Source organism: Methyloceanibacter methanicus (genome assembly GCF_001723285.1).
GTDB classification, from domain to species: Bacteria; Pseudomonadota; Alphaproteobacteria; order Rhizobiales; family Methyloligellaceae; genus Methyloceanibacter; species Methyloceanibacter methanicus.
In genome coordinates, this window is record NZ_LPWG01000011.1 from 45644 (window position 1) to 62442 (window position 16799).

Consider the following 16799-nt stretch of genomic DNA (forward strand, 5'->3'; position numbering starts at 1 on the left):
AGTGCCAATTCCACCCGTGCCATAGCCGACTTTCCGAACATCGTTCTCAGACCATCGTTTCATGCCGATCTCAAAACTGCTCAACGCCGCCATCATTGCCGGCTGCCTCTTCGCGGCGGCCGCGCTCGTCGCCGGAGTCCTGGCCGATGCGTACCCGGCCCTCGACATCGTCAACAACGGCTTGCCGTTCCTCGTGGCCGGTCTCGCGGTGCTGCTTCTCCTCAGCCTGGTGCTGCGCAGCCGCATGCTGATCGTGACGACCGGGGCTCTTCTTGCCGTGGCGCTCGCTATACTGATTCCGAACCTTGCCGGCGCGGCCCCGAAAGCGGCGAACGGCGCCGAACGGTTCCTGCGCATTGCCACCTTCAACATGTGGGGCAAGGGCGACCTTCACGAGCAGAAGGTCGAGGACTTCCTCGCCGAGACGAAACCCGATGCCGTGGTGCTGGAAGAGGTCCGCTGGAAGCACGAGGATTTTCTGGAGCGGATGAAAGCGCGATACCCGTTCCAGGCGGGCGGGCATGGCCTCGTGATCCTGTCCAAGCATCCGATTGTGGACAAAGGCCGGCTCGATCGTCCGAACGAACCCTATTGGCGCTCGCTCATCGTCAACTGGGCGCGCCTCGATGTGGACGGCACCCCTGTCGACCTCGTCGGGGCACATATGGCGCGGCCCTTCTACCCGGTTCAGCAAAAGAGCGACATCGAGACCCTGACGCGTTTCGTACGCTCACGAACAGGGCCCGTCATTGTCGCCGGCGACTTCAACGCGACGCCGTGGACGCACAAGCTCCGGCGCTTTTCCGCGGAAACCGGCTTGGGCCGCCTGAACACCTACGCACCGACCTGGCCTGCACGCTGGAGAGCCATCCCGCTTCTGCAGCTGCTGCCCATCGACAATGTGTTCGTCTCGCAGCACCTGGCAAAGATCGATTTGTCGATCGGCCCGAGGCTGGAATCCGATCACCTGCCTGTGATCGCCGATATCGCCCTTGTGGAATAGGATGGCGGCCCGCATGCGGCGATGAAGGAGCACGGGCGTGATTGCAGCACGGCCGACGATCGTCAGACGGCCTCGCGTCTTTCGCGCGACGCTGGTCTTGTTTCTCGCGACGTTGTCTTTGGCCGCGCTTGCCCTGGGCGGGCCGGCCTTTGCGGCGCCCGACGCGCGCCTTGCGATCGAGATCTGGAAATCGCCCACCTGCGGCTGCTGCCAGAAATGGGCCGACTATCTCACATCGAACGGCTTCAGCGTCTCGGCGCGAAACACGACGCAAGGGATGCTCAATCGCATCAAGCGCCAAGCCGGCATTGAGCCGAAGCTCGCGTCCTGCCACACCGGGTTGATCGAGGGCTACACCATCGAGGGCCATGTCCCGGCGGACGACATCAAAAGACTGCTCGCGGAGCGCCCGGACGCTGTCGGCCTTTCGGTGCCCGACATGCCCCTCGGCTCGCCGGGGATGGAACAGCCCGACGGCAAGAGCGAGCCTTACGACGTTCTTCTCGTGAAGAAGGACGGCAGCACCGAGATCTTCGCCAAGCACTGAGCTCCGGCGGCGCGCGGGCAGGCCCTACCCTTTGACGAATCTGTCGAGCGCCTCCCGATAGGAGCGCATGGCGTCACGCGCCACCTCGATCTCGGCTTCGAGCGCCTGGGTGTCCGGCGACCGCAGCTTCGCCTTCGGCCGCCGCGCGGAGGCGATCAGCAAGCCCAGCGCCACCGCCGGCGTGAGAAAATCCGTCACCAGGATCGGTCCGGCGTTGCCCGCGGTCAGGTTGCCGTAAGCGATGATGTCGTGCACATGGCCGATGCCGGCGCCGACGAGGAAACAGGATGCGGCGATCGCCACCGCCACCCGCGCATAGAATGTCGTGAACGCCGCATACAGGCTTGCAAGGCCGATCCCCAGATTGGCGTAGCCCACCTCGAACTGAAACGGGCTCGGCGGCCAGCCGATCGCGGCAGCGGCCCGAACCGGAAAGATCACGTGGCCGATGAAAGCCCAGAGCCCGAGCACGCCGAGCGGGAAAATGAAGATGTAGCGCAACGCCCGATCGATCACGAACCAGCGCGGCAGCGGACGGGGGCCGCGCGACAGGGCGATGCCCCAACAGGTTAGCGCGGCGACCCAAACAAGCAGGGGAACCAGCGCAACCTGAGTCATCGTCTTAGGCCTCCGCGATCACCGTCCGGTCCATTTCTTCGAGTTCGTCGATGAAACCTTCGATCACCTTGAGCCCCATGGACCAAAAATGGGGCTCGGAAGCATCAAGACCGAACGGCTTCAAAAGTTCCCTGTGATGCTTCGTCCCGCCCGCGGACAGCATCGCAAGATACCGCTCGGCAAACCCCGCATCGGCCTTTTCGTAGACGGCGTAGAGCGAATTGACCAAGCAATCGCCGAACGCATAGGCGTAGACATAGAAGGGTGCGTGAATGAAATGCGGAATATAGGACCAGAAGGTCTCGTATTCCGGCTTGAGCTCGATCGCCGGCCCCAAGCTCTCGCGCTGCACGTCCATCCAGATCTCCCCGAGCCGGTCGCTCGTGAGTTCGCCTTCGCGCCGTTCCGTATGCACATGCCGCTCGAACGAGTAGAACGCGATCTGCCGGACCACGGTGTTGAGCATGTCCTCCACCTTGGCCGCGAGCAGCGCCTTGCGCTCGCGGGGGGATGGAGCCTGATCGAGCAGCTTCCGGAAGGTCAGCATCTCGCCGAACACGCTCGCGGTTTCCGCCAGAGTCAGGGGCGTCGGCGCCATCAGCGCGCCCTGCTTGCCGGCCAGAACCTGGTGCACGCCATGGCCCAGCTCGTGGGCGAGCGTCATCACGTCGCGCGGCTTGCCCTGATAGTTGAGCAGGACGTAAGGGTGCGCGCTTGGCACGGTCGGATGTGAGAACGCGCCCTGCTGCTTGCCCTCGCGGACCGGCGCATCGATCCAACCGTCCGAGAAGAAGCGGCCGGCGATCTCCGCCATGCGCGGGGAGAAGCTGCCATAGGCCGTCAGCACCGTATCGCGCGCATCGTCCCAGCCGATGACCTGTTTCGGCACCTCGGGCAGAGGCGCGTTGCGGTCCCAATATTTCAGGCGGTCCATGCCGAGCCATTTGGCCTTCATGGCGTAGTAGCGGTGGGACAGGCGCGGATAGGACTCGCGCACGGCCGCGACCAGCGCGTCGACCACGTCCCGCTCCACGCGATTGGAGAGATGGCGGCTGTCGGCCACATCCTCGAACCCGCGCCAGCGGTCGGAGATTTCCTTATCCTTGGCGAGCGTGTTGGTGATCAGGGTAAAGAGCCGGATATTGTCCTTTGAAGACTTTCGCGAGCGCTTGGCGGCGTGCTTGCGCCGCTTTTCCGTCGGATCGAGCAGGAGGTTGAGCGTGGGTTCCAGGCTCAGCTCCTCACCCTCCACCTCGAAGCGCAAATTCGCCATGGTCTCGTTGAAGAGCCGGTCCCAGGCCCCGCGCCCGCTCACCGCCTTTTCGTGGAAGAGCTGCTCCAGCTTGTCTTCGAGCTGATAGGGCTTTTCCTTGCGCAAGTCCTCCATCCAGGGCCGGTAGTGGCCGAAGGCCGGCGTCGCCAGCGCGGTCTCGATCGCCGCATCGTCGAGGCGATTGAGCTCCAAGGGAAAGAAGAGAAGCTTGGAGGAGATCGCCGTGATGGTCTCCTGGATGTCGCCATAGAATTTCTGATGGCGCGGGTCTGTGGTATCGGCGGCGTAGAGCAGGCTCGCATAGGACGCGACGCGTCCCAGCACGTCGTTCAGCGCCTCGAAGGTGCGCACGGCTTCCGCCAGCGCCTCGCCGCCCGCGCCGCCGTCAAGCAGCTGTTCGAGCTTTCCGGCATAGCGCTCGTGCATGGCCTCCGCATCGTGCCGGGCCTTTTCCAGGTCGGCCTTGAGCGCCGGCGCTTCGGGCGCGTCGTAAAGGTCGCCCAGGTTCCATTCCGGGAGGTCGCCGAGCGCGGCGCCCTCGCCCGGTTTCGCACCGGCCTTTTCGAGCGCCTTGGGCGAGAAGGTTGCAACGGTACGGGACGGCAAACCAGGGAAGAAGCTGCACAGCATCAGTCTTGAAGGTCCTTGTTGGCGGGGCGCGAATCCCTCGCAGGCGATTCGCTAACACCCAAATACGTCAATTCCTCACGCCTAGTGTGGGTAGCGCGCGCCCCTCCCGCAAGGGCCTAAGAACGCTTTGTTGTGGCACGCAAAATTACGCATTCGCAAGACATTCCCCAAAATCGAACTGCGATAAAGAACATGTTTACCCTTCGAGTGCACTGTTTTGGCACAGCAGGATTCCCGAAAGCCCAAGTGTATCGGCCCAATGGGAACCTGCTCCAGTAGATGTTTGCGTAACCAGTGAGTTTTTGCGTCATGCCCAGTTGCGTTTTGGTCGTCGATGACGACCCTACCCATCGCCGTATTCTTGAAGAGATTACAAAGCGGTTCGGCTACGAGGTTCAAAGCGCCGACGGCGGCGAAGCCGCACTTGCTGCATTGCAGGCCGGCAATGCCGGCGATATCGCCCTCGTTCTCCTCGACCTTGTGATGCCCGGCACGGACGGCATGGCCGTTCTGGCCGCCATGCGCTCGCTCCCGAAGAAGCCACCCGTGATCGTTCAGACGGCCAATGGCAGCATCGACGCGGCCATCGGCGCCATGCGCGCGGGCGCCGTCGACTTCGTGGTCAAGCCCGTGAGCCCCGAGCGGCTCGAAGTGTCCATCAAGAATGCCCTGCGGATCGAGGCGCTCGCCGGCGAGATCAACCGCATGAAGGCGACCGCCAACGGCAAGCTCGGCTTCTCCGACCTGATCGCAGGCAGCGAGGCCATGGAGCGGGTCGTCGAGATCGGCCGGCGCGCCGCCTCCTCCAACATTCCGGTCCTGATCGAAGGCGAATCCGGCGTGGGCAAGGAACTGGTCGCCCGCGCCATCCAAGGCGAAAGCGCACGCAAGGCGAAACCGTTCGTGACGGTGAATTGCGGCGCCATCCCCGAAAACCTCGTCGAGAGCATTCTCTTCGGCCACGAACGCGGCTCGTTCACCGGCGCCACCGAGAAGCGCGTCGGCAAGTTCGTCGAAGCCGACGGCGGAACGCTGTTCCTCGACGAGATCAGCGAACTGCCCTTGGACGCGCAGGTGAAGCTACTGCGCGCCCTTCAAGAAGGCGAGATCGACCCCGTCGGCGGCAAACAGCCGATCAAGGTGGATATTCGGCTCGTCTCGGCCACCAACCAGAACCTGATCAAGCTGGTGCAAGAGGGCCGCTTCCGCGAGGACCTCTATTACCGCTTGAACGTCTTCCCCATCTGGGTGCCGCCCCTGCGCGAGCGGCTCGAAGACGTCCCCGAACTGGTGCGCCATTTCACGGCGCGCTTCGCCGCCGAGGAAGGCAAGCGCGTGGACGGGATCGACGCCGAGGCAGAGGCGATGCTCCAGCGCTACAGCTGGCCCGGCAATATCCGCCAGCTGGAGAACACCGTGTTCCGCGCCGTCGTGCTCGCCGATTCGCCCACGCTGACCGTTAGCGAGTTCCCGCAGATCGCCGCGCATGTGGAAGGCTATGCCGTCACCGTGCCGCCGGCACCGGCACCGAGAGATCCGATGCCCCGCATCGACGGCCCGGTCATGCTCGGTCAATCTGCCGACACACCGATGACGATCCACGTCCCGACGCCCACCGGCAAGGATTCGGTGGGCATCCCCGCCCTCGGGGCCAATGGCGACATCCGGTCCTTGGAAGCCGTCGAGGCGGACATGATCCGGCTCGCGTTCGGACGCTATCGCGGCCGCATGACGGAGATCGCCAAGCGCCTCGGCATCGGACGATCGACGCTCTACCGCAAGATGCGGGAGATCGGACTCGAAGCGCGGCCCAATTAAGCCTGAAGGGGGACTGGTCCTATGAAGCCCATTCACGCCATCGCACTGACGGTTCTGTGCGCGGCCTTGCCGGGCCTGCCTGCGGGTGCCGCGGACAGGAAGATGACGAACACTGCGATGCTGAGTTCGGAACCGCTCAGCACCGACTTGCTCCGTGTACAAATGTTTGGCGCGGACGCGGCCGAGGCCAAGTTTCCGGCAAACAAGTTTCCGGCAAAGGTGTCCCGCGGACCGGACTCGCGCCGGACCGCGCCGTCCGTCGCAACGCTGCCGGCTGTGAACCGGCCGGACGCCGGGCCGAAGTTGGAAAGTCCCAAAGCGGCCGGGACAGAGCCCATCGGCGCGGCCACGCCGCGCATCGCCACCCGCACCAAGCCGGCCAGCCCTCTGCAGCGGGCCGTGCAGCGGCTTCTGTCGGAAGGCGCCTCGGCCACGGCCACGCTCAAGGCCGACGAGAAGGCCGCGCTCGATGAGTACTACACCGATCGCGGGCGACCGCTTCTGTGGGTCGACGAGAACGGCCTGACCGCGCGCGGCAAGGCCGTGACGGCCGAGATTGCGCGCGCCGAGGATTATGGCCTCGAGGCATCGGACTACAGTCTGCCGGATCTCGCGGGCTTCGACAAAACAGCATCGGATGCGACGGCCACACTCGCCTCGGCGGAACTCGAAATCAGCGGGGCCGTGCTCGCTTATGCGCGGGACGCCCGCGGCGGACGCATCGATCCGCGCCGCATTTCGCGCAACCTGGACCCGACGCTGGCCCTGCCGAAGCCGGACGAGGTCATCCAATCGATCGCCTATCGGCCGGACGCGGGCGCGTACCTGCGAAGCTTTCAGCCGCAGCATCCGCAATTCGAAGCCCTGCGTAAGAAGCTGATCGCCCTGCGCGGCGGCAGCGCGGACACGGACGACACCGCGCCCAAGGTCCACGTTCCAAGCGGGCCCCTGCTCCGGCTGGGCGATGCGGACCCGCAAGTCGCCTTGCTGCGGACACGGCTCGGCGTGCCCCAAGGGGACAATCCGGAACGCTACGACGACACGCTCGCCGAAGCGGTGAAGCGCTTCCAGCGGGCGCACAACACGACGGCCGACGGCGTGGTCGGGCCCGGCACGCGGCGGCTCTTGAACAACCCGCAGATGCGTAACGCCGGCAACCCGGCGGACATCAAGAAGATCCTCCTGAACATGGAGCGCTGGCGCTGGCTGCCCCAGGACCAAGGGCGGTTCTACGTCACCGTGAATGTGCCGGAATTCATGCTGCGGGTGGTCAAGGACGACGAGACCATCCACACCAGCCGGGTCGTGGTCGGCAAGACCAAGACGCCCACGCCCATCTTCTCGAACGACATGAAGTCCGTGGTGTTCGGCCCCTATTGGAACGTCCCGAATTCCATCAAGACCGGCGAGATCCGGCCCTATATCCGGCCCTATGGCGGCGGTTGGTACGGACGCCGCTGGGACACCCGCGTGCTGCAGCAGCATGAGCTGCGCATCAAGTACAACGGCCAGCACGTCGATCCGCAGACGATCGACTGGGCTCGCGTGGACCTGCGCAAGCTGCATTTCTATCAGCCGCCGAGCCCCAACAACGTTCTGGGACGCGTCAAGTTCGTGTTCCCCAACAAGCACGACGTCTACATGCACGACACCCAGGAGAAGCACTACTTCGGGCGGACCGTGCGCGCCGAGAGCCATGGCTGCATGCGCGTGCAGAACCCGGACGAATTCGCCGCCGTGCTCCTGAAGCACGACCAGAATTGGAGCGCCGATAGGACGCAGACCGCGTTCAACACCGGGTACGACAAGCACGTGCCCTTGAAGAGCCCCGTGCCTGTCTACATCACCTATTTCACGCTCTGGGTGAACGAGGATGGCTCGATCAAGACCTATCCCGACCTCTACGGCCACGACCGGCGCATGACCACCGCCCTCCTCAAGAACGGCCGGAACTACGCCGCCTCGGGGCGCCCGGACGCGGCGCCCAGGCAAGAACGGCAGGCGCAGCGGGCACGCGAGGGCTCCGGCACGCGGTTCGCGCGCAGCGCTTTCTGACGGGGTGAAGCGTCCACCACAGCTCTGCGACGAACACGCCTTCATCCCTCTTCGCCCGAACGGGCCGAAGCGCGCGTCTCCGCCGCCCTTTGGCGGCGACGCAACCATGAGAAAACCTGCGAACGACACCCGGTCAGAACTTGTTAACTAAGCTCGCAAGCGGGCCTTACGGTTAACGCCTTTGCCTTGTTTTTCGCTCATTTTATCTGGATACTGTTGCTTATAGGTCGCAGTGGGGCACACGCGACCATGGGCACAGAAAGGCCTTAAAGGCCTGGTGTCATTGGGGAAAGTCGGCTGACAACGCCGGCGAGGGTAATACGGAAAGACGGGGATGCGTTTTCGGGGGAGTCCTTTACGCCGCGCCGTGCTGCGCGCTGCAATCTGGACGGTGAGCGCCGCGGCGATCATCGGTCAGACGACTTCCGCTTCTGCCGAAGACCGCACGCTTTCCATGTACGAGATCCACACCAAGGAGACGATCACCGTCACCTACAAGCGCGACGGCGTGTGGGACGAAGAAGCCCTCGAGAAGCTCAACTGGTTCATGCGCGACTGGCGCGCCAACGAGCCCACCAAGATGGATCGGGAACTGATCGATCTCATCTGGACACTGCATACCCGGCTCGGCTCCCAGGAACCTATCCATCTGATTTCGGCCTATCGCAGCAAGAAGACCAACGACAAGCTGAGGCGCGCCGGCGGCGGCCAGGCGCGGCGCAGCCAGCATTCGCTGGGCAAGGCCTCCGACATTCATTTCCCGGACATTCCGGTCAAGAAGTTGCGCGCTTCCGCCCTCATTCAAGAGATCGGCGGCGTCGGCTATTACCCGACATCGGGCATTCCCTTCGTCCATGTGGACGTGGGCAACGTGCGCATGTGGCCGCGCATGCCGCGCCTCGAACTCGCCGCGCTGTTCCCCGAAGGAAAGACCGCATACGTCCCGAGCGACGGCCGGCGGATCACCAAGAGGGACTACGAACGCGCCGTCGACAAAGGCATGGTGGACCATGTGCTGATCGCCCAGGCCAGGGGCCTGTCGCCCACGATGGTCGCCGGCGTCACGCCGCCCCCGACGCCCAATCCGGTCCGGGCCCTGGCGCAGCTCTCCGAGCCTCCGGCAGCGATGCCGGTTGTCGCTTCGGCATCGGACACGCAGTTCAAGCCGATGGCCCTTGCCCCGCCGGATGCGGAGATTCCCGAGCCGAACGAGCCGCCCAAGAGCTTCGCGCTCGCAAGTCTTGGCGGCGCGCTGCCCTGGGCACGGGAGACCTTGCGGCCGACTCAAACCCGGCCGCCAGTTCCGCCCCAGCTTTCGGATTCGAGCGCCGCGCCCGTCTCGGCCCGGCCTAAGGGCCCCGGCTACGAGCAAGCCGCCGTCGTCGCGCGCCCGAGTTCGATGACGACCATCCCGACGAGCTGAGCTATCAGCCGATCGAAACCGCGAGCCTGATGTCCGATGTTTCGATCGCGCACGACCGCGAAATCGCGCCGCTCACGCATCCCGAGCAAGGCAATATCGATTATCTGTTCGAGGACATGGACCAGCCCGCGCGCTTTGTCTTGCGCCGGACCTCCGGCTATCTCGGCCTTGCCAGCGTCCAGACCCTGACGGGACCGGCCGTGCGGCACCTTTACGCGAGCCTGCCCAAGCAGGGCCCGACCCGCCTGGCCCGCGCCAACTAAGCCGATTTTCGGTCGGTCTTCCGGATCCGCGCCTAAGCCGCCTCGGACTCCTCGGCATCCATGCCAAGCGCGTGCAGATAGGTGGCGAGCACCATCTCCTCTTCACGCCGCTTGTTGTCGTCCTGCTTGCGAAGGCTGATCACCTTGCGGAGCGCCTTGACGTCGAATCCCGTGCCCTTGGCCTCCGCGTAGACCTCTTTCAGATCCGCGGCGAGCGCCGCCTTCTCTTCCTCAAGCCGCTCGATACGCGAGACGAAGGCACGAAGCTGATCTTTGGTCGATGTCTGAAGCTGCACGTTGGTTTCCTCGGGGCTTTTGTGATGGTTCGATGAAGTGGCGAGCTTGGGCCCGAATCGCGAGGACCGGCAAGGCGCAAGGCGCAGCTTTTCCCGCTTATCCAAAGCCACGCGCCGCACGCGGCGGCGCCGTCGGCGCAACTGTCTCGTTTTAAAAGGTTCTTTTCGCGACCCTATGAGCGTTCGGTCTGGAACTTCGCCTTCCAATCGTCATAGGGCATGCCGTAAACGATCTTCCGGGCCTCGTCCTTGCTGAGCGGGATCCCCCGCTCGTCGGCCGCTTCCAGGTACCAGCCCGACACGCAGTTGCGGCAAAAACCGGCAAGCTCCATGAGGTCGATGTTCTGCACGTCGGTCCGCTCTTGCAGGTGTTCCACCAGCCGCCGGAATGCCGCGGCCTCGATCTCCGTTCTCTGTCTGTCGTCCATCACGCCACCGCCAATCAACTGCCTGTATGGGAGCCGTAGTTCTCGATCCGGTGCAATCCTTCAGTCGACTGGAACACGTCGGAGACCACGCGCGCAAGATGGGCCGCCCACTCCGCCTGGCCCTCCTCGCCCAGGATCAGGTCCTGGCGGAGCTCGATCAGGGCGTGGGCAAGGCCGCGCTGGGTGGCGTGCCGGTAGAGCGTGTCGCCCTTGAGCTGGCCCGAATACGGGACATTGTCGCCGATCACCGCGTCGGGAACGGTCTTCAGGCCGTCGATGAGCGGCACAGGCACGCGGGGGTCCTTGTCCCAGAGGACGGAGGCGTGCCAGGGCCGGTGCACCCCTTTCCAGGCCTGGGTGAAACTGTGAATCGACAGGATCACCGGCGGCTTGCCCGCCTCGATGGCCGCATCGATCGCCCGGCCGATTGCCGCGTCGTATGGCCGGTAGAAGCGGTCGAGACGCGCCTCCCGGGCGGCGGGGCTCAAGCCCACATTGCCCGGAATGACGAGCCCGTCGGCGACCTCCATGATGAGAGTCGGATCGTCCAGCCCCCGGTTCGGATCCACGAGAAGCCGTGAAAACTGACTGAGCACGGCCGGGGCCCCGAGCATCGTGGCGAGGAACTGCACCACGCCCTCCGCGCCGAGATCGAACGCAATGTGCCGGTGGAGGTCCTCGGACCGCAACCCGAGCGTGTGAAGGTCTTCCGGGACGCGGTTCCGAGCGTGATCGCAAAGGATCAAAAGACCAAGCTTTACATCCCCTTCAATGGTCCGGTATGGCTTCTCGCTCAAATCTTCTTGTATCAAAGTATCCAGACTGAACTCCTCAAGCGGTAGGGCCCAACAAAGCAACCATAGGGCCGCGACACATTTACCTCAAAGTTGGGCGGTGTTTTATAGACGCGGGGCCCAGTCTTATAATCGAGCCCTGCCGGTCAGAGAAATGCAACCTATTCGACGCTACCGTTCGGCGTTGGTCAATCACGGCATCAAACCTCGAGATTCGGATGTTTGCCTCTCACGCGATCCATAAGTCCGCCTTGATCTGGGCCAGTGCGCGCCGGTGGTCCGCCGCCGCCGCTCTGGCGGCCTGCCTCACGGTGCTTGGCGTCCTGACGGGGCCCGGCGTCTCGCCCGCAATGGCCGATCTGAAGTTGTGCAACACGACCGCCAGCCGCGTGGGCGTCGCGATCGGCTACAAGGACACCGAGGGCTGGGCCAGCGAAGGCTGGTGGAACATCGCTTCGCACACTTGCGAGACCTTGCTCAAGGGTGTGCTGATCGGACGCTATTACTATATCCACGCAGTGGACTATGACCGTGGCGGTGAATGGGCGGGCGGCCTTTATATGTGCACGGACGACAAGTCCTTCACCATCCGCAATACAGCGGACTGCGAGAAGCGCGGCCACAAGAGCACGGGCTTTTTCGAGGTCGACACCGGCGAAGAGAGAGATTGGACCGTGCGTTTGACGGACCCAGAAGGCGAAGCAAAGACCCAATGAGGCGGAACCGACGAGTCAAGATCGTCGCAACGCTCGGTCCTGCCTCCACCAACGAAGATACCATGCGGCGCCTGTTCGAAGCGGGCGCCGACGTCTTTCGCGTGAACATGAGCCACGCGACCCATGACGGCTTGCGGGAGGTCCACGGGATCGTCCGGAAGCTGGAGACCGAGTTTTCGCGCCCCATCGGGATTCTCGTGGACCTACAAGGGCCGAAGCTGCGGATCGGCAAGATCGAATCCGGGACGATGCGCCTCACCAAGGGCGACGTCGTGAGCTTCGTCCGCCGCGAGGACGTGGGCGGCTTGGGCCGCATCCACCTGCCTCATCCCGAGATCTTCGAGTCCGTCGAGGCCGGGCACAGCATGCTGCTCGACGACGGCAAGCTCAAACTGCGCGTGGTGGAAGCCTCGGACGTGCGCATCGACGCCGAAGTGCTGAACTCAGGTCTCCTCGGCAGCCGCAAGGGCATCAGCCTGCCCGATACGGTGCTCCCATTCGGTGCCCTGACCGACAAGGACCGCGCCGACATCGAATGCGCCAATTCCATCGGCGTCTCGTGGCTGGCGCTATCCTTCGTGCAGCGGCCTGCCGACATCGAAGAGGCGCGCGAGCTCAGCCGCAACCGCACCGCCATCATGGCGAAGATCGAAAAACCGACCGCGATCCATTTCCTCAAGGAGATCGTCGACCTGGCCGACGGGATCATGGTGGCGCGCGGCGACCTCGGCGTGGAAATGCCGGTCGAGAAGGTCCCAGGGCTGCAGAAACAGATCAGCCGCGCCGCGCGCAACGCCGGCAAGCCGGTGGTGGTCGCGACGCAAATGCTCGAATCGATGATCTATGCGCCGGTTCCCACCAGGGCCGAGGTGTCGGACGTCGCGACCGCGGTGTTCGAGGGCGCGGACGCGGTCATGCTGTCGGCCGAATCGGCGGTGGGAAAGTATCCGGTCGACGCGGTGGCCACCATGAACCGCATCGCCATCGAAGTGGAGCACGACCCGCTCCACGCCGCGATCATCCATGCCCAGCGCATCGATCCGCAGGCGACGGGGGCGGACGCGATCTCGGCCGCGGCCCGGACGGTCGCGGAGACGCTCAATCTGGCGGCCATTGTTTGCTACACGGCCTCGGGCGCCACGGCCTTGCGGGCCGCACGCGAGCGGCCGCAGCAGCCGATCCTGGCCCTGACGCCGATCCCGCGGACGGCGCGCAAGCTGACCATCGTTTGGGGGCAGCATTGCGTACTCGCGGACGACCCGATCAATCTCGACGACATGGTCGCCAAGGCCTGCCGCATCGCCTACCAGGAAGCTTCGCCAAGGCCGGGGAGCAGGTCATCGTCACCGCCGGTGTGCCGCTCGGAAAATCGGGCGCCACGAACCTGCTCCGCATCGCCGAGTCGATCCGACCGAGGACGTGGAATTTCCGTAGGACCGGCGGCGGACGCGACGAGCTCAGCGGTTCCCGGCTAGGACGCTCGATCGCGCGGCATGACTAAACGTCTCGACCAAATGTCTTGGCTAGATATCTCGACCAAATGTCTTGGCTAGATATCTCGGCTAAATGTCTCGACTAAATGTCTTGGCCTTCGACCTCGCGCGCGAGCGCGTCGACGCCGGCTTTGGCATCGTCCATGTAGGGATTGACCGTCAGCGCCTGGCGGTAGGCCTTCAGTGCCTCCTTCTTGGCGCCGAGCTGCTCCAGCACGAGCCCAAGGTCGGTGATCGCCCGGTAGTGCTTCTCATCCAAATTCAGCGTCCGCCGCAGATCGGCCAGCGCCCGCTCCGGATTGCCTGCGAGCACATTGACCTTGGCGCGCAGATACCAAGCCTCGGCCTCTTCCGGCGCGATATCCACTACCGCATCCAGGACGGCGAGCGAGAGGTCGACATCGGAATCGTTGGCGAATTGCATCGCCCGGCTCATGAGAAGATCGACCGTGTCGCTGCCGGACATGGCCCACAACTCTTCGATCGCCTCGGTGATCGGGGCAGCCTCGCCCGGGCTCTTGGCGGCAGAGAGGCGCTCGTAAAGCCCTTCCAACAAGATCGGGCGCTCGGCCGGATCGAAATCTGGGGGAACAACGCCGGCAACATCCTCTTCGGGCGCGTCCAGCGCTTCGCCGGCCGCCGCGTCAGGTAGCTCGAGTTCGGACTCCGGCATGGCGTCTAGGCCGCCGTCGTCTAAGCCTTCGAGATCGAGACCCTCGAGCGCCGGATCCTCCGCGGGCGGCGCCGACGGCTCCGGCTCGTCGTCGAAATGTTCGAAGAATTGGGCGAGGACCACCGGCGGTCCGGCCAAAGCGGGCGTGGGCGCGAGCAGCGCCAAGCCCAAACCAAACACCGCTAACCTATGGCCCGAAAGTCCCATGGGCCAAAAGGTACGGGGCCCCGAGGGGCCCCGTCAAAGCATTTCCGCATTGGCGCCACCGATCCGCTCGGATGGGAGGCAAAACCATATAGGGCGCACCCTGAGGTTACCCCTGGCGCGCCTTGAAGCGGCGATTGGTCTTGTTGATCACATAGAGCCGGCCACGACGGCGAACCACGCGGTTATCCCGATGGCGCTTCACCAGGGCCTTCAAAGAATTCTTGATCTTCATCTCACGCCATCCATTTCGGCTGAAAAACAGTCCGGGCGGCCCTTGGACAAAGGCCGCCCGCGAATTTGGCCGGACCATAGAAAGGGCGGCCGCGTCTGTCAACTTGAGGGTCTCGGGCACGGGTCCCTCACGCCGCCTGTTGACGGCGCAGCTGCAGGCCCATATAGTGAACCATATGGTTAAGTATTCAAACACCGCACTCGACCGCACCTTCGCCGCCCTCGCCGACCCGACCCGGCGGGCGCTGCTGGCAAGGCTCGAGCCGGAGGCCGACGGCATGCCGGTGAGCGCCCTGGCCGAGCCCTTTCGATGTCGCTGCCTGCGATCCTGAAACATTTGAAGGTGCTGTCGGACGCCGGCCTGATCACACGCAAGAAGACCGGCCGCACCGTGATTTGCCGCCTCGCCGCCGACCCCATGGAGCACGCCATGGACTGGCTCAACCGCTATCAGCGCTTCTGGACCGAACGGCTCGACAATCTCGCAGCCTTTGTGGAGGAGACACCATGTCCGCCAACGCAAGCCTCGCAGCCAAGCCAAGCCTCACCCTCAAACGTCATCTCAATGCCCCGCCGGAAAAGGTCTACGACGCCTGGACCGACCCCGAAAAAATCGTGAAGTGGTTCGGGCCGGATTCCGGGGAGGTCCGCCACGCAGAGACCGATGTCCGCGTCGGCGGCCGCTATGCGGTCTGCTTCTTCACCGAGGACGGCGAGGAGCACAATGTCAGCGGCATCTATCGCGACGTGATCCCGGGCGAGAAGCTCGCCTTCACCTGGGCCTGGCGCACCATGCCGGAACGGGAATCGTTCTTGACCGTTCTCATCACACCGGATGGCGATGGCACCCTGCTCACGCTGATCCACGAGCAATTCTTCGACGAGGAGGCCCGTGACCGCCACCGCGAAGGATGGACCGGATGCCTCGACAAGCTGGAACGTTTCGTCGCGTAGGAGGAACCATGCCCATTCCATCGAAGACGATCACACCCTGCCTCTGGTTCGACACCGAGGCCGAAGAGGCCGCGAAGTTCTACTGCTCGGTCTTTGACAATTCGCACATTACCTACACCAGCCACTACGGCGAGGAAGGTCACGAGATCCACGGCAAGCCCGCAGGCTCCGTCATGTCCGTCATGTTTGAGCTCGACGGGCAGAAATTCACCGCGATGAACGGTGGGCCACTGTTCAAGTTCGACGAGGCCGTCTCCTTCCAGGTCGCCTGCAAGGACCAGAAGGAGGTCGATTACTATTGGGAAGCGCTGACCGCCGGCGGCGAGGAAGGGCCGTGCGGCTGGCTCAAGGACAAGTTCGGACTGTCCTGGCAGGTCGTACCGACCGTGCTCTCCGACTTGCTGACGGACAAGGACTATGCAGCCTCCCAGCGCGTCATGAAGGCGTTCATGCAGATGAAGAAATACGACATCGCCGCACTGCACCGCGCCTTCGAGGGGACCTGAGGCCATGAAGTATCTGTGCCTCGCCTACGGCCGCGCGGAGGACTGGAAGACCCTGTCCAAGACGGAGCAGGAGGCCCTGCTCGCCCAGGACGACGTGCTGCGGAACAGGGGCGATCTCGTCGCCGCCGTTAAACCTCACGTCACCACGCTGAGGGCCTGGGACGGCACGCCCGTCACCAGCGAAGCCCCGGCCGACGCGACGCAGCTCCCGCTTGCGGGGTTCGGCGTCATCGAAGCCGCCGACTTGGACGAAGCCATTCGACTGGTCACGGATACGCCGTGCGCGCGCGCGAACGGCCGGGTCGAGATCAGGCCGATCATGGCCATGAACGCCGTCAACCTGGAGGGCGCTTGATATGAGCGACACCCGCACCGTGCCCCGTTTCGTCATCAGCCGCACATTCGACGCACCGCTGGACCGCGTGTGGAGAGCCTGGACCGAGCCGGAGCAGTTGGCTGCGTGGTGGGCCCCAAAGGATTCAAATCCGATGTGAAGACGCTCGATCTGAAGCCGGGCGGTCTCTTCCACTACTGCCTGGAATCGCCGCAAGGCAGCAAATGTGGGGTCGCATGGTCTTTCGCGAGATTGTTCCCGAGGAACGGCTGGTCTTCATCAATTCCTTCTCCGACGAGACCGGCGTCTGACGCGTCATCCCTTGACGCCCGATTGGCCGCAGCAAACGCACACCACGATCAGCTTCACCGAAGAGAACGGCAAGACGACGGTGACCGTCGAATGGGTGCCTTACGAGGCGACCGCATTGGAGTGCGAAACATTCGACAAGGGCCGGGACTCCATGCAAGCGGGCTGGACCGGGACCTTCGAGAAACTCACAGATCATCTGGACCAAGCATAATTTTCCGATTGGAG

At 64.1% G+C, this 16799-nt stretch carries 20 protein-coding genes and 1 pseudogene; 14 read left to right on the forward strand and 7 right to left on the reverse strand.

Going from position 1 to position 16799, the window contains the following annotated elements; all coding sequences use genetic code 11:
- Positions 1 to 61: 61 nt before the first annotated feature.
- Together AUC68_RS07730 and AUC68_RS17675 are read left to right on the forward strand one after the other, a co-directional pair.
- The gene (locus AUC68_RS07730) at positions 62 to 1003 is read left to right on the forward strand and encodes an endonuclease/exonuclease/phosphatase family protein (RefSeq protein WP_069437119.1); all 942 of its coding nucleotides are present in this window, start codon (positions 62 to 64) and stop codon (positions 1001 to 1003) included.
- Between the two features lie 37 nt (positions 1004 to 1040).
- Positions 1041 to 1550 (forward strand): DUF411 domain-containing protein, encoded by a 510-nt coding sequence (locus AUC68_RS17675; protein ID WP_244500440.1) that lies wholly within the window; start codon positions 1041 to 1043, stop codon positions 1548 to 1550.
- A gap of 24 nt (positions 1551 to 1574) precedes the next feature.
- Here AUC68_RS17675 and AUC68_RS07740 read toward each other — a convergent pair whose 3' ends face one another.
- Both AUC68_RS07740 and AUC68_RS07745 read right to left on the reverse strand, forming a co-directional pair.
- Positions 1575 to 2168, reverse strand: coding sequence for a DUF6790 family protein (locus AUC68_RS07740; RefSeq protein ID WP_069437120.1), 594 nt, complete (start codon positions 2166 to 2168; stop codon positions 1575 to 1577).
- A gap of 4 nt (positions 2169 to 2172) precedes the next feature.
- Complete coding sequence (locus tag AUC68_RS07745) at positions 2173 to 4071, reverse strand: M3 family oligoendopeptidase (protein ID WP_083240538.1); 1899 nt, start codon at positions 4069 to 4071, stop codon at positions 2173 to 2175.
- A 309-nt stretch (positions 4072 to 4380) separates the two neighbouring features.
- Here AUC68_RS07745 and AUC68_RS07750 point away from each other — a divergent pair, with 309 nt between their 5' ends.
- The 4 genes from AUC68_RS07750 (at position 4381) to AUC68_RS07765 (ending at position 9630) form a co-directional block, all read left to right on the forward strand.
- Positions 4381 to 5889 (forward strand): sigma-54-dependent transcriptional regulator, encoded by a 1509-nt coding sequence (locus tag AUC68_RS07750; RefSeq protein WP_069437121.1) that lies wholly within the window; start codon positions 4381 to 4383, stop codon positions 5887 to 5889.
- Positions 5890 to 5910: 21 nt separating this feature from the next.
- The gene (locus tag AUC68_RS07755; protein WP_069437122.1) at positions 5911 to 7944 is read left to right on the forward strand and encodes a L,D-transpeptidase family protein; all 2034 of its coding nucleotides are present in this window, start codon (positions 5911 to 5913) and stop codon (positions 7942 to 7944) included.
- A 367-nt stretch (positions 7945 to 8311) separates the two neighbouring features.
- On the forward strand, positions 8312 to 9367 hold the full coding sequence (locus AUC68_RS07760; protein WP_069437123.1) for a peptidoglycan L,D-endopeptidase MepK: 1056 nt from the start codon (positions 8312 to 8314) through the stop codon (positions 9365 to 9367).
- Positions 9368 to 9396: 29 nt separating this feature from the next.
- Positions 9397 to 9630: a hypothetical protein gene (locus AUC68_RS07765; protein WP_069437124.1), complete on the forward strand. Its 234-nt coding sequence runs from the start codon at positions 9397 to 9399 to the stop codon at positions 9628 to 9630.
- 32 nt (positions 9631 to 9662) lie between these two features.
- Here AUC68_RS07765 and AUC68_RS07770 read toward each other — a convergent pair whose 3' ends face one another.
- From AUC68_RS07770 to AUC68_RS07780, 3 genes are all read right to left on the reverse strand, one after another.
- The gene (locus tag AUC68_RS07770) at positions 9663 to 9926 is read right to left on the reverse strand and encodes a DUF2312 domain-containing protein (RefSeq protein WP_069437433.1); all 264 of its coding nucleotides are present in this window, start codon (positions 9924 to 9926) and stop codon (positions 9663 to 9665) included.
- Between the two features lie 173 nt (positions 9927 to 10099).
- On the reverse strand, positions 10100 to 10354 hold the full coding sequence (locus tag AUC68_RS07775; RefSeq protein ID WP_069437434.1) for a DUF1244 domain-containing protein: 255 nt from the start codon (positions 10352 to 10354) through the stop codon (positions 10100 to 10102).
- A gap of 14 nt (positions 10355 to 10368) precedes the next feature.
- The gene (locus tag AUC68_RS07780) at positions 10369 to 11151 is read right to left on the reverse strand and encodes an N-formylglutamate amidohydrolase (RefSeq protein WP_244500441.1); all 783 of its coding nucleotides are present in this window, start codon (positions 11149 to 11151) and stop codon (positions 10369 to 10371) included.
- Between the two features lie 215 nt (positions 11152 to 11366).
- On the opposite strand from AUC68_RS07780, the gene AUC68_RS07785 reads away from it, so the two are divergent.
- Both AUC68_RS07785 and pyk read left to right on the forward strand, forming a co-directional pair.
- Positions 11367 to 11864: a DUF1036 domain-containing protein gene (locus tag AUC68_RS07785; RefSeq protein ID WP_083240540.1), complete on the forward strand. Its 498-nt coding sequence runs from the start codon at positions 11367 to 11369 to the stop codon at positions 11862 to 11864.
- Positions 11861 to 13263, forward strand: a pseudogene (gene pyk / locus AUC68_RS07790) (pyruvate kinase); the annotation flags it as partial. The gene AUC68_RS07785 and the pseudogene pyk, both read left to right, overlap by 4 nt.
- 176 nt (positions 13264 to 13439) lie before the next feature.
- Here pyk and AUC68_RS07795 read toward each other — a convergent pair.
- Together AUC68_RS07795 and ykgO are read right to left on the reverse strand one after the other, a co-directional pair.
- The gene (locus tag AUC68_RS07795; protein ID WP_158008268.1) at positions 13440 to 14195 is read right to left on the reverse strand and encodes a tetratricopeptide repeat protein; all 756 of its coding nucleotides are present in this window, start codon (positions 14193 to 14195) and stop codon (positions 13440 to 13442) included.
- Positions 14196 to 14343: 148 nt separating this feature from the next.
- Entirely contained in the window at positions 14344 to 14469 is a 126-nt protein-coding gene (gene ykgO, locus AUC68_RS07800) for a type B 50S ribosomal protein L36 (protein ID WP_045368701.1), read from the reverse strand.
- Between the two features lie 175 nt (positions 14470 to 14644).
- Between ykgO and AUC68_RS18355 the strand changes: the two genes are divergently transcribed.
- The 6 genes from AUC68_RS18355 to AUC68_RS17135 all read left to right on the forward strand — a co-directional run bounded on the left by AUC68_RS18355 (position 14645) and on the right by AUC68_RS17135 (position 16785).
- Positions 14645 to 14800, forward strand: coding sequence for a hypothetical protein (locus tag AUC68_RS18355; RefSeq protein WP_342027469.1), 156 nt, complete (start codon positions 14645 to 14647; stop codon positions 14798 to 14800).
- Between the two features lie 175 nt (positions 14801 to 14975).
- On the forward strand, positions 14976 to 15422 hold the full coding sequence (locus AUC68_RS07810; protein ID WP_069437127.1) for an SRPBCC family protein: 447 nt from the start codon (positions 14976 to 14978) through the stop codon (positions 15420 to 15422).
- A gap of 8 nt (positions 15423 to 15430) precedes the next feature.
- Entirely contained in the window at positions 15431 to 15928 is a 498-nt protein-coding gene (locus AUC68_RS07815) for a VOC family protein (RefSeq protein ID WP_069437128.1), read from the forward strand.
- 4 nt (positions 15929 to 15932) lie between these two features.
- A complete protein-coding gene (locus AUC68_RS07820; RefSeq protein ID WP_069437129.1) occupies positions 15933 to 16283 on the forward strand; it encodes a YciI family protein in 351 nt (116 codons plus the stop codon).
- A 1-nt stretch (position 16284) separates the two neighbouring features.
- Complete coding sequence (locus AUC68_RS17130; protein WP_204376984.1) at positions 16285 to 16422, forward strand: SRPBCC family protein; 138 nt, start codon at positions 16285 to 16287, stop codon at positions 16420 to 16422.
- 162 nt (positions 16423 to 16584) lie between these two features.
- On the forward strand, positions 16585 to 16785 hold the full coding sequence (locus tag AUC68_RS17135; RefSeq protein WP_204376985.1) for an SRPBCC domain-containing protein: 201 nt from the start codon (positions 16585 to 16587) through the stop codon (positions 16783 to 16785).
- Positions 16786 to 16799 lie beyond the last annotated feature (14 nt).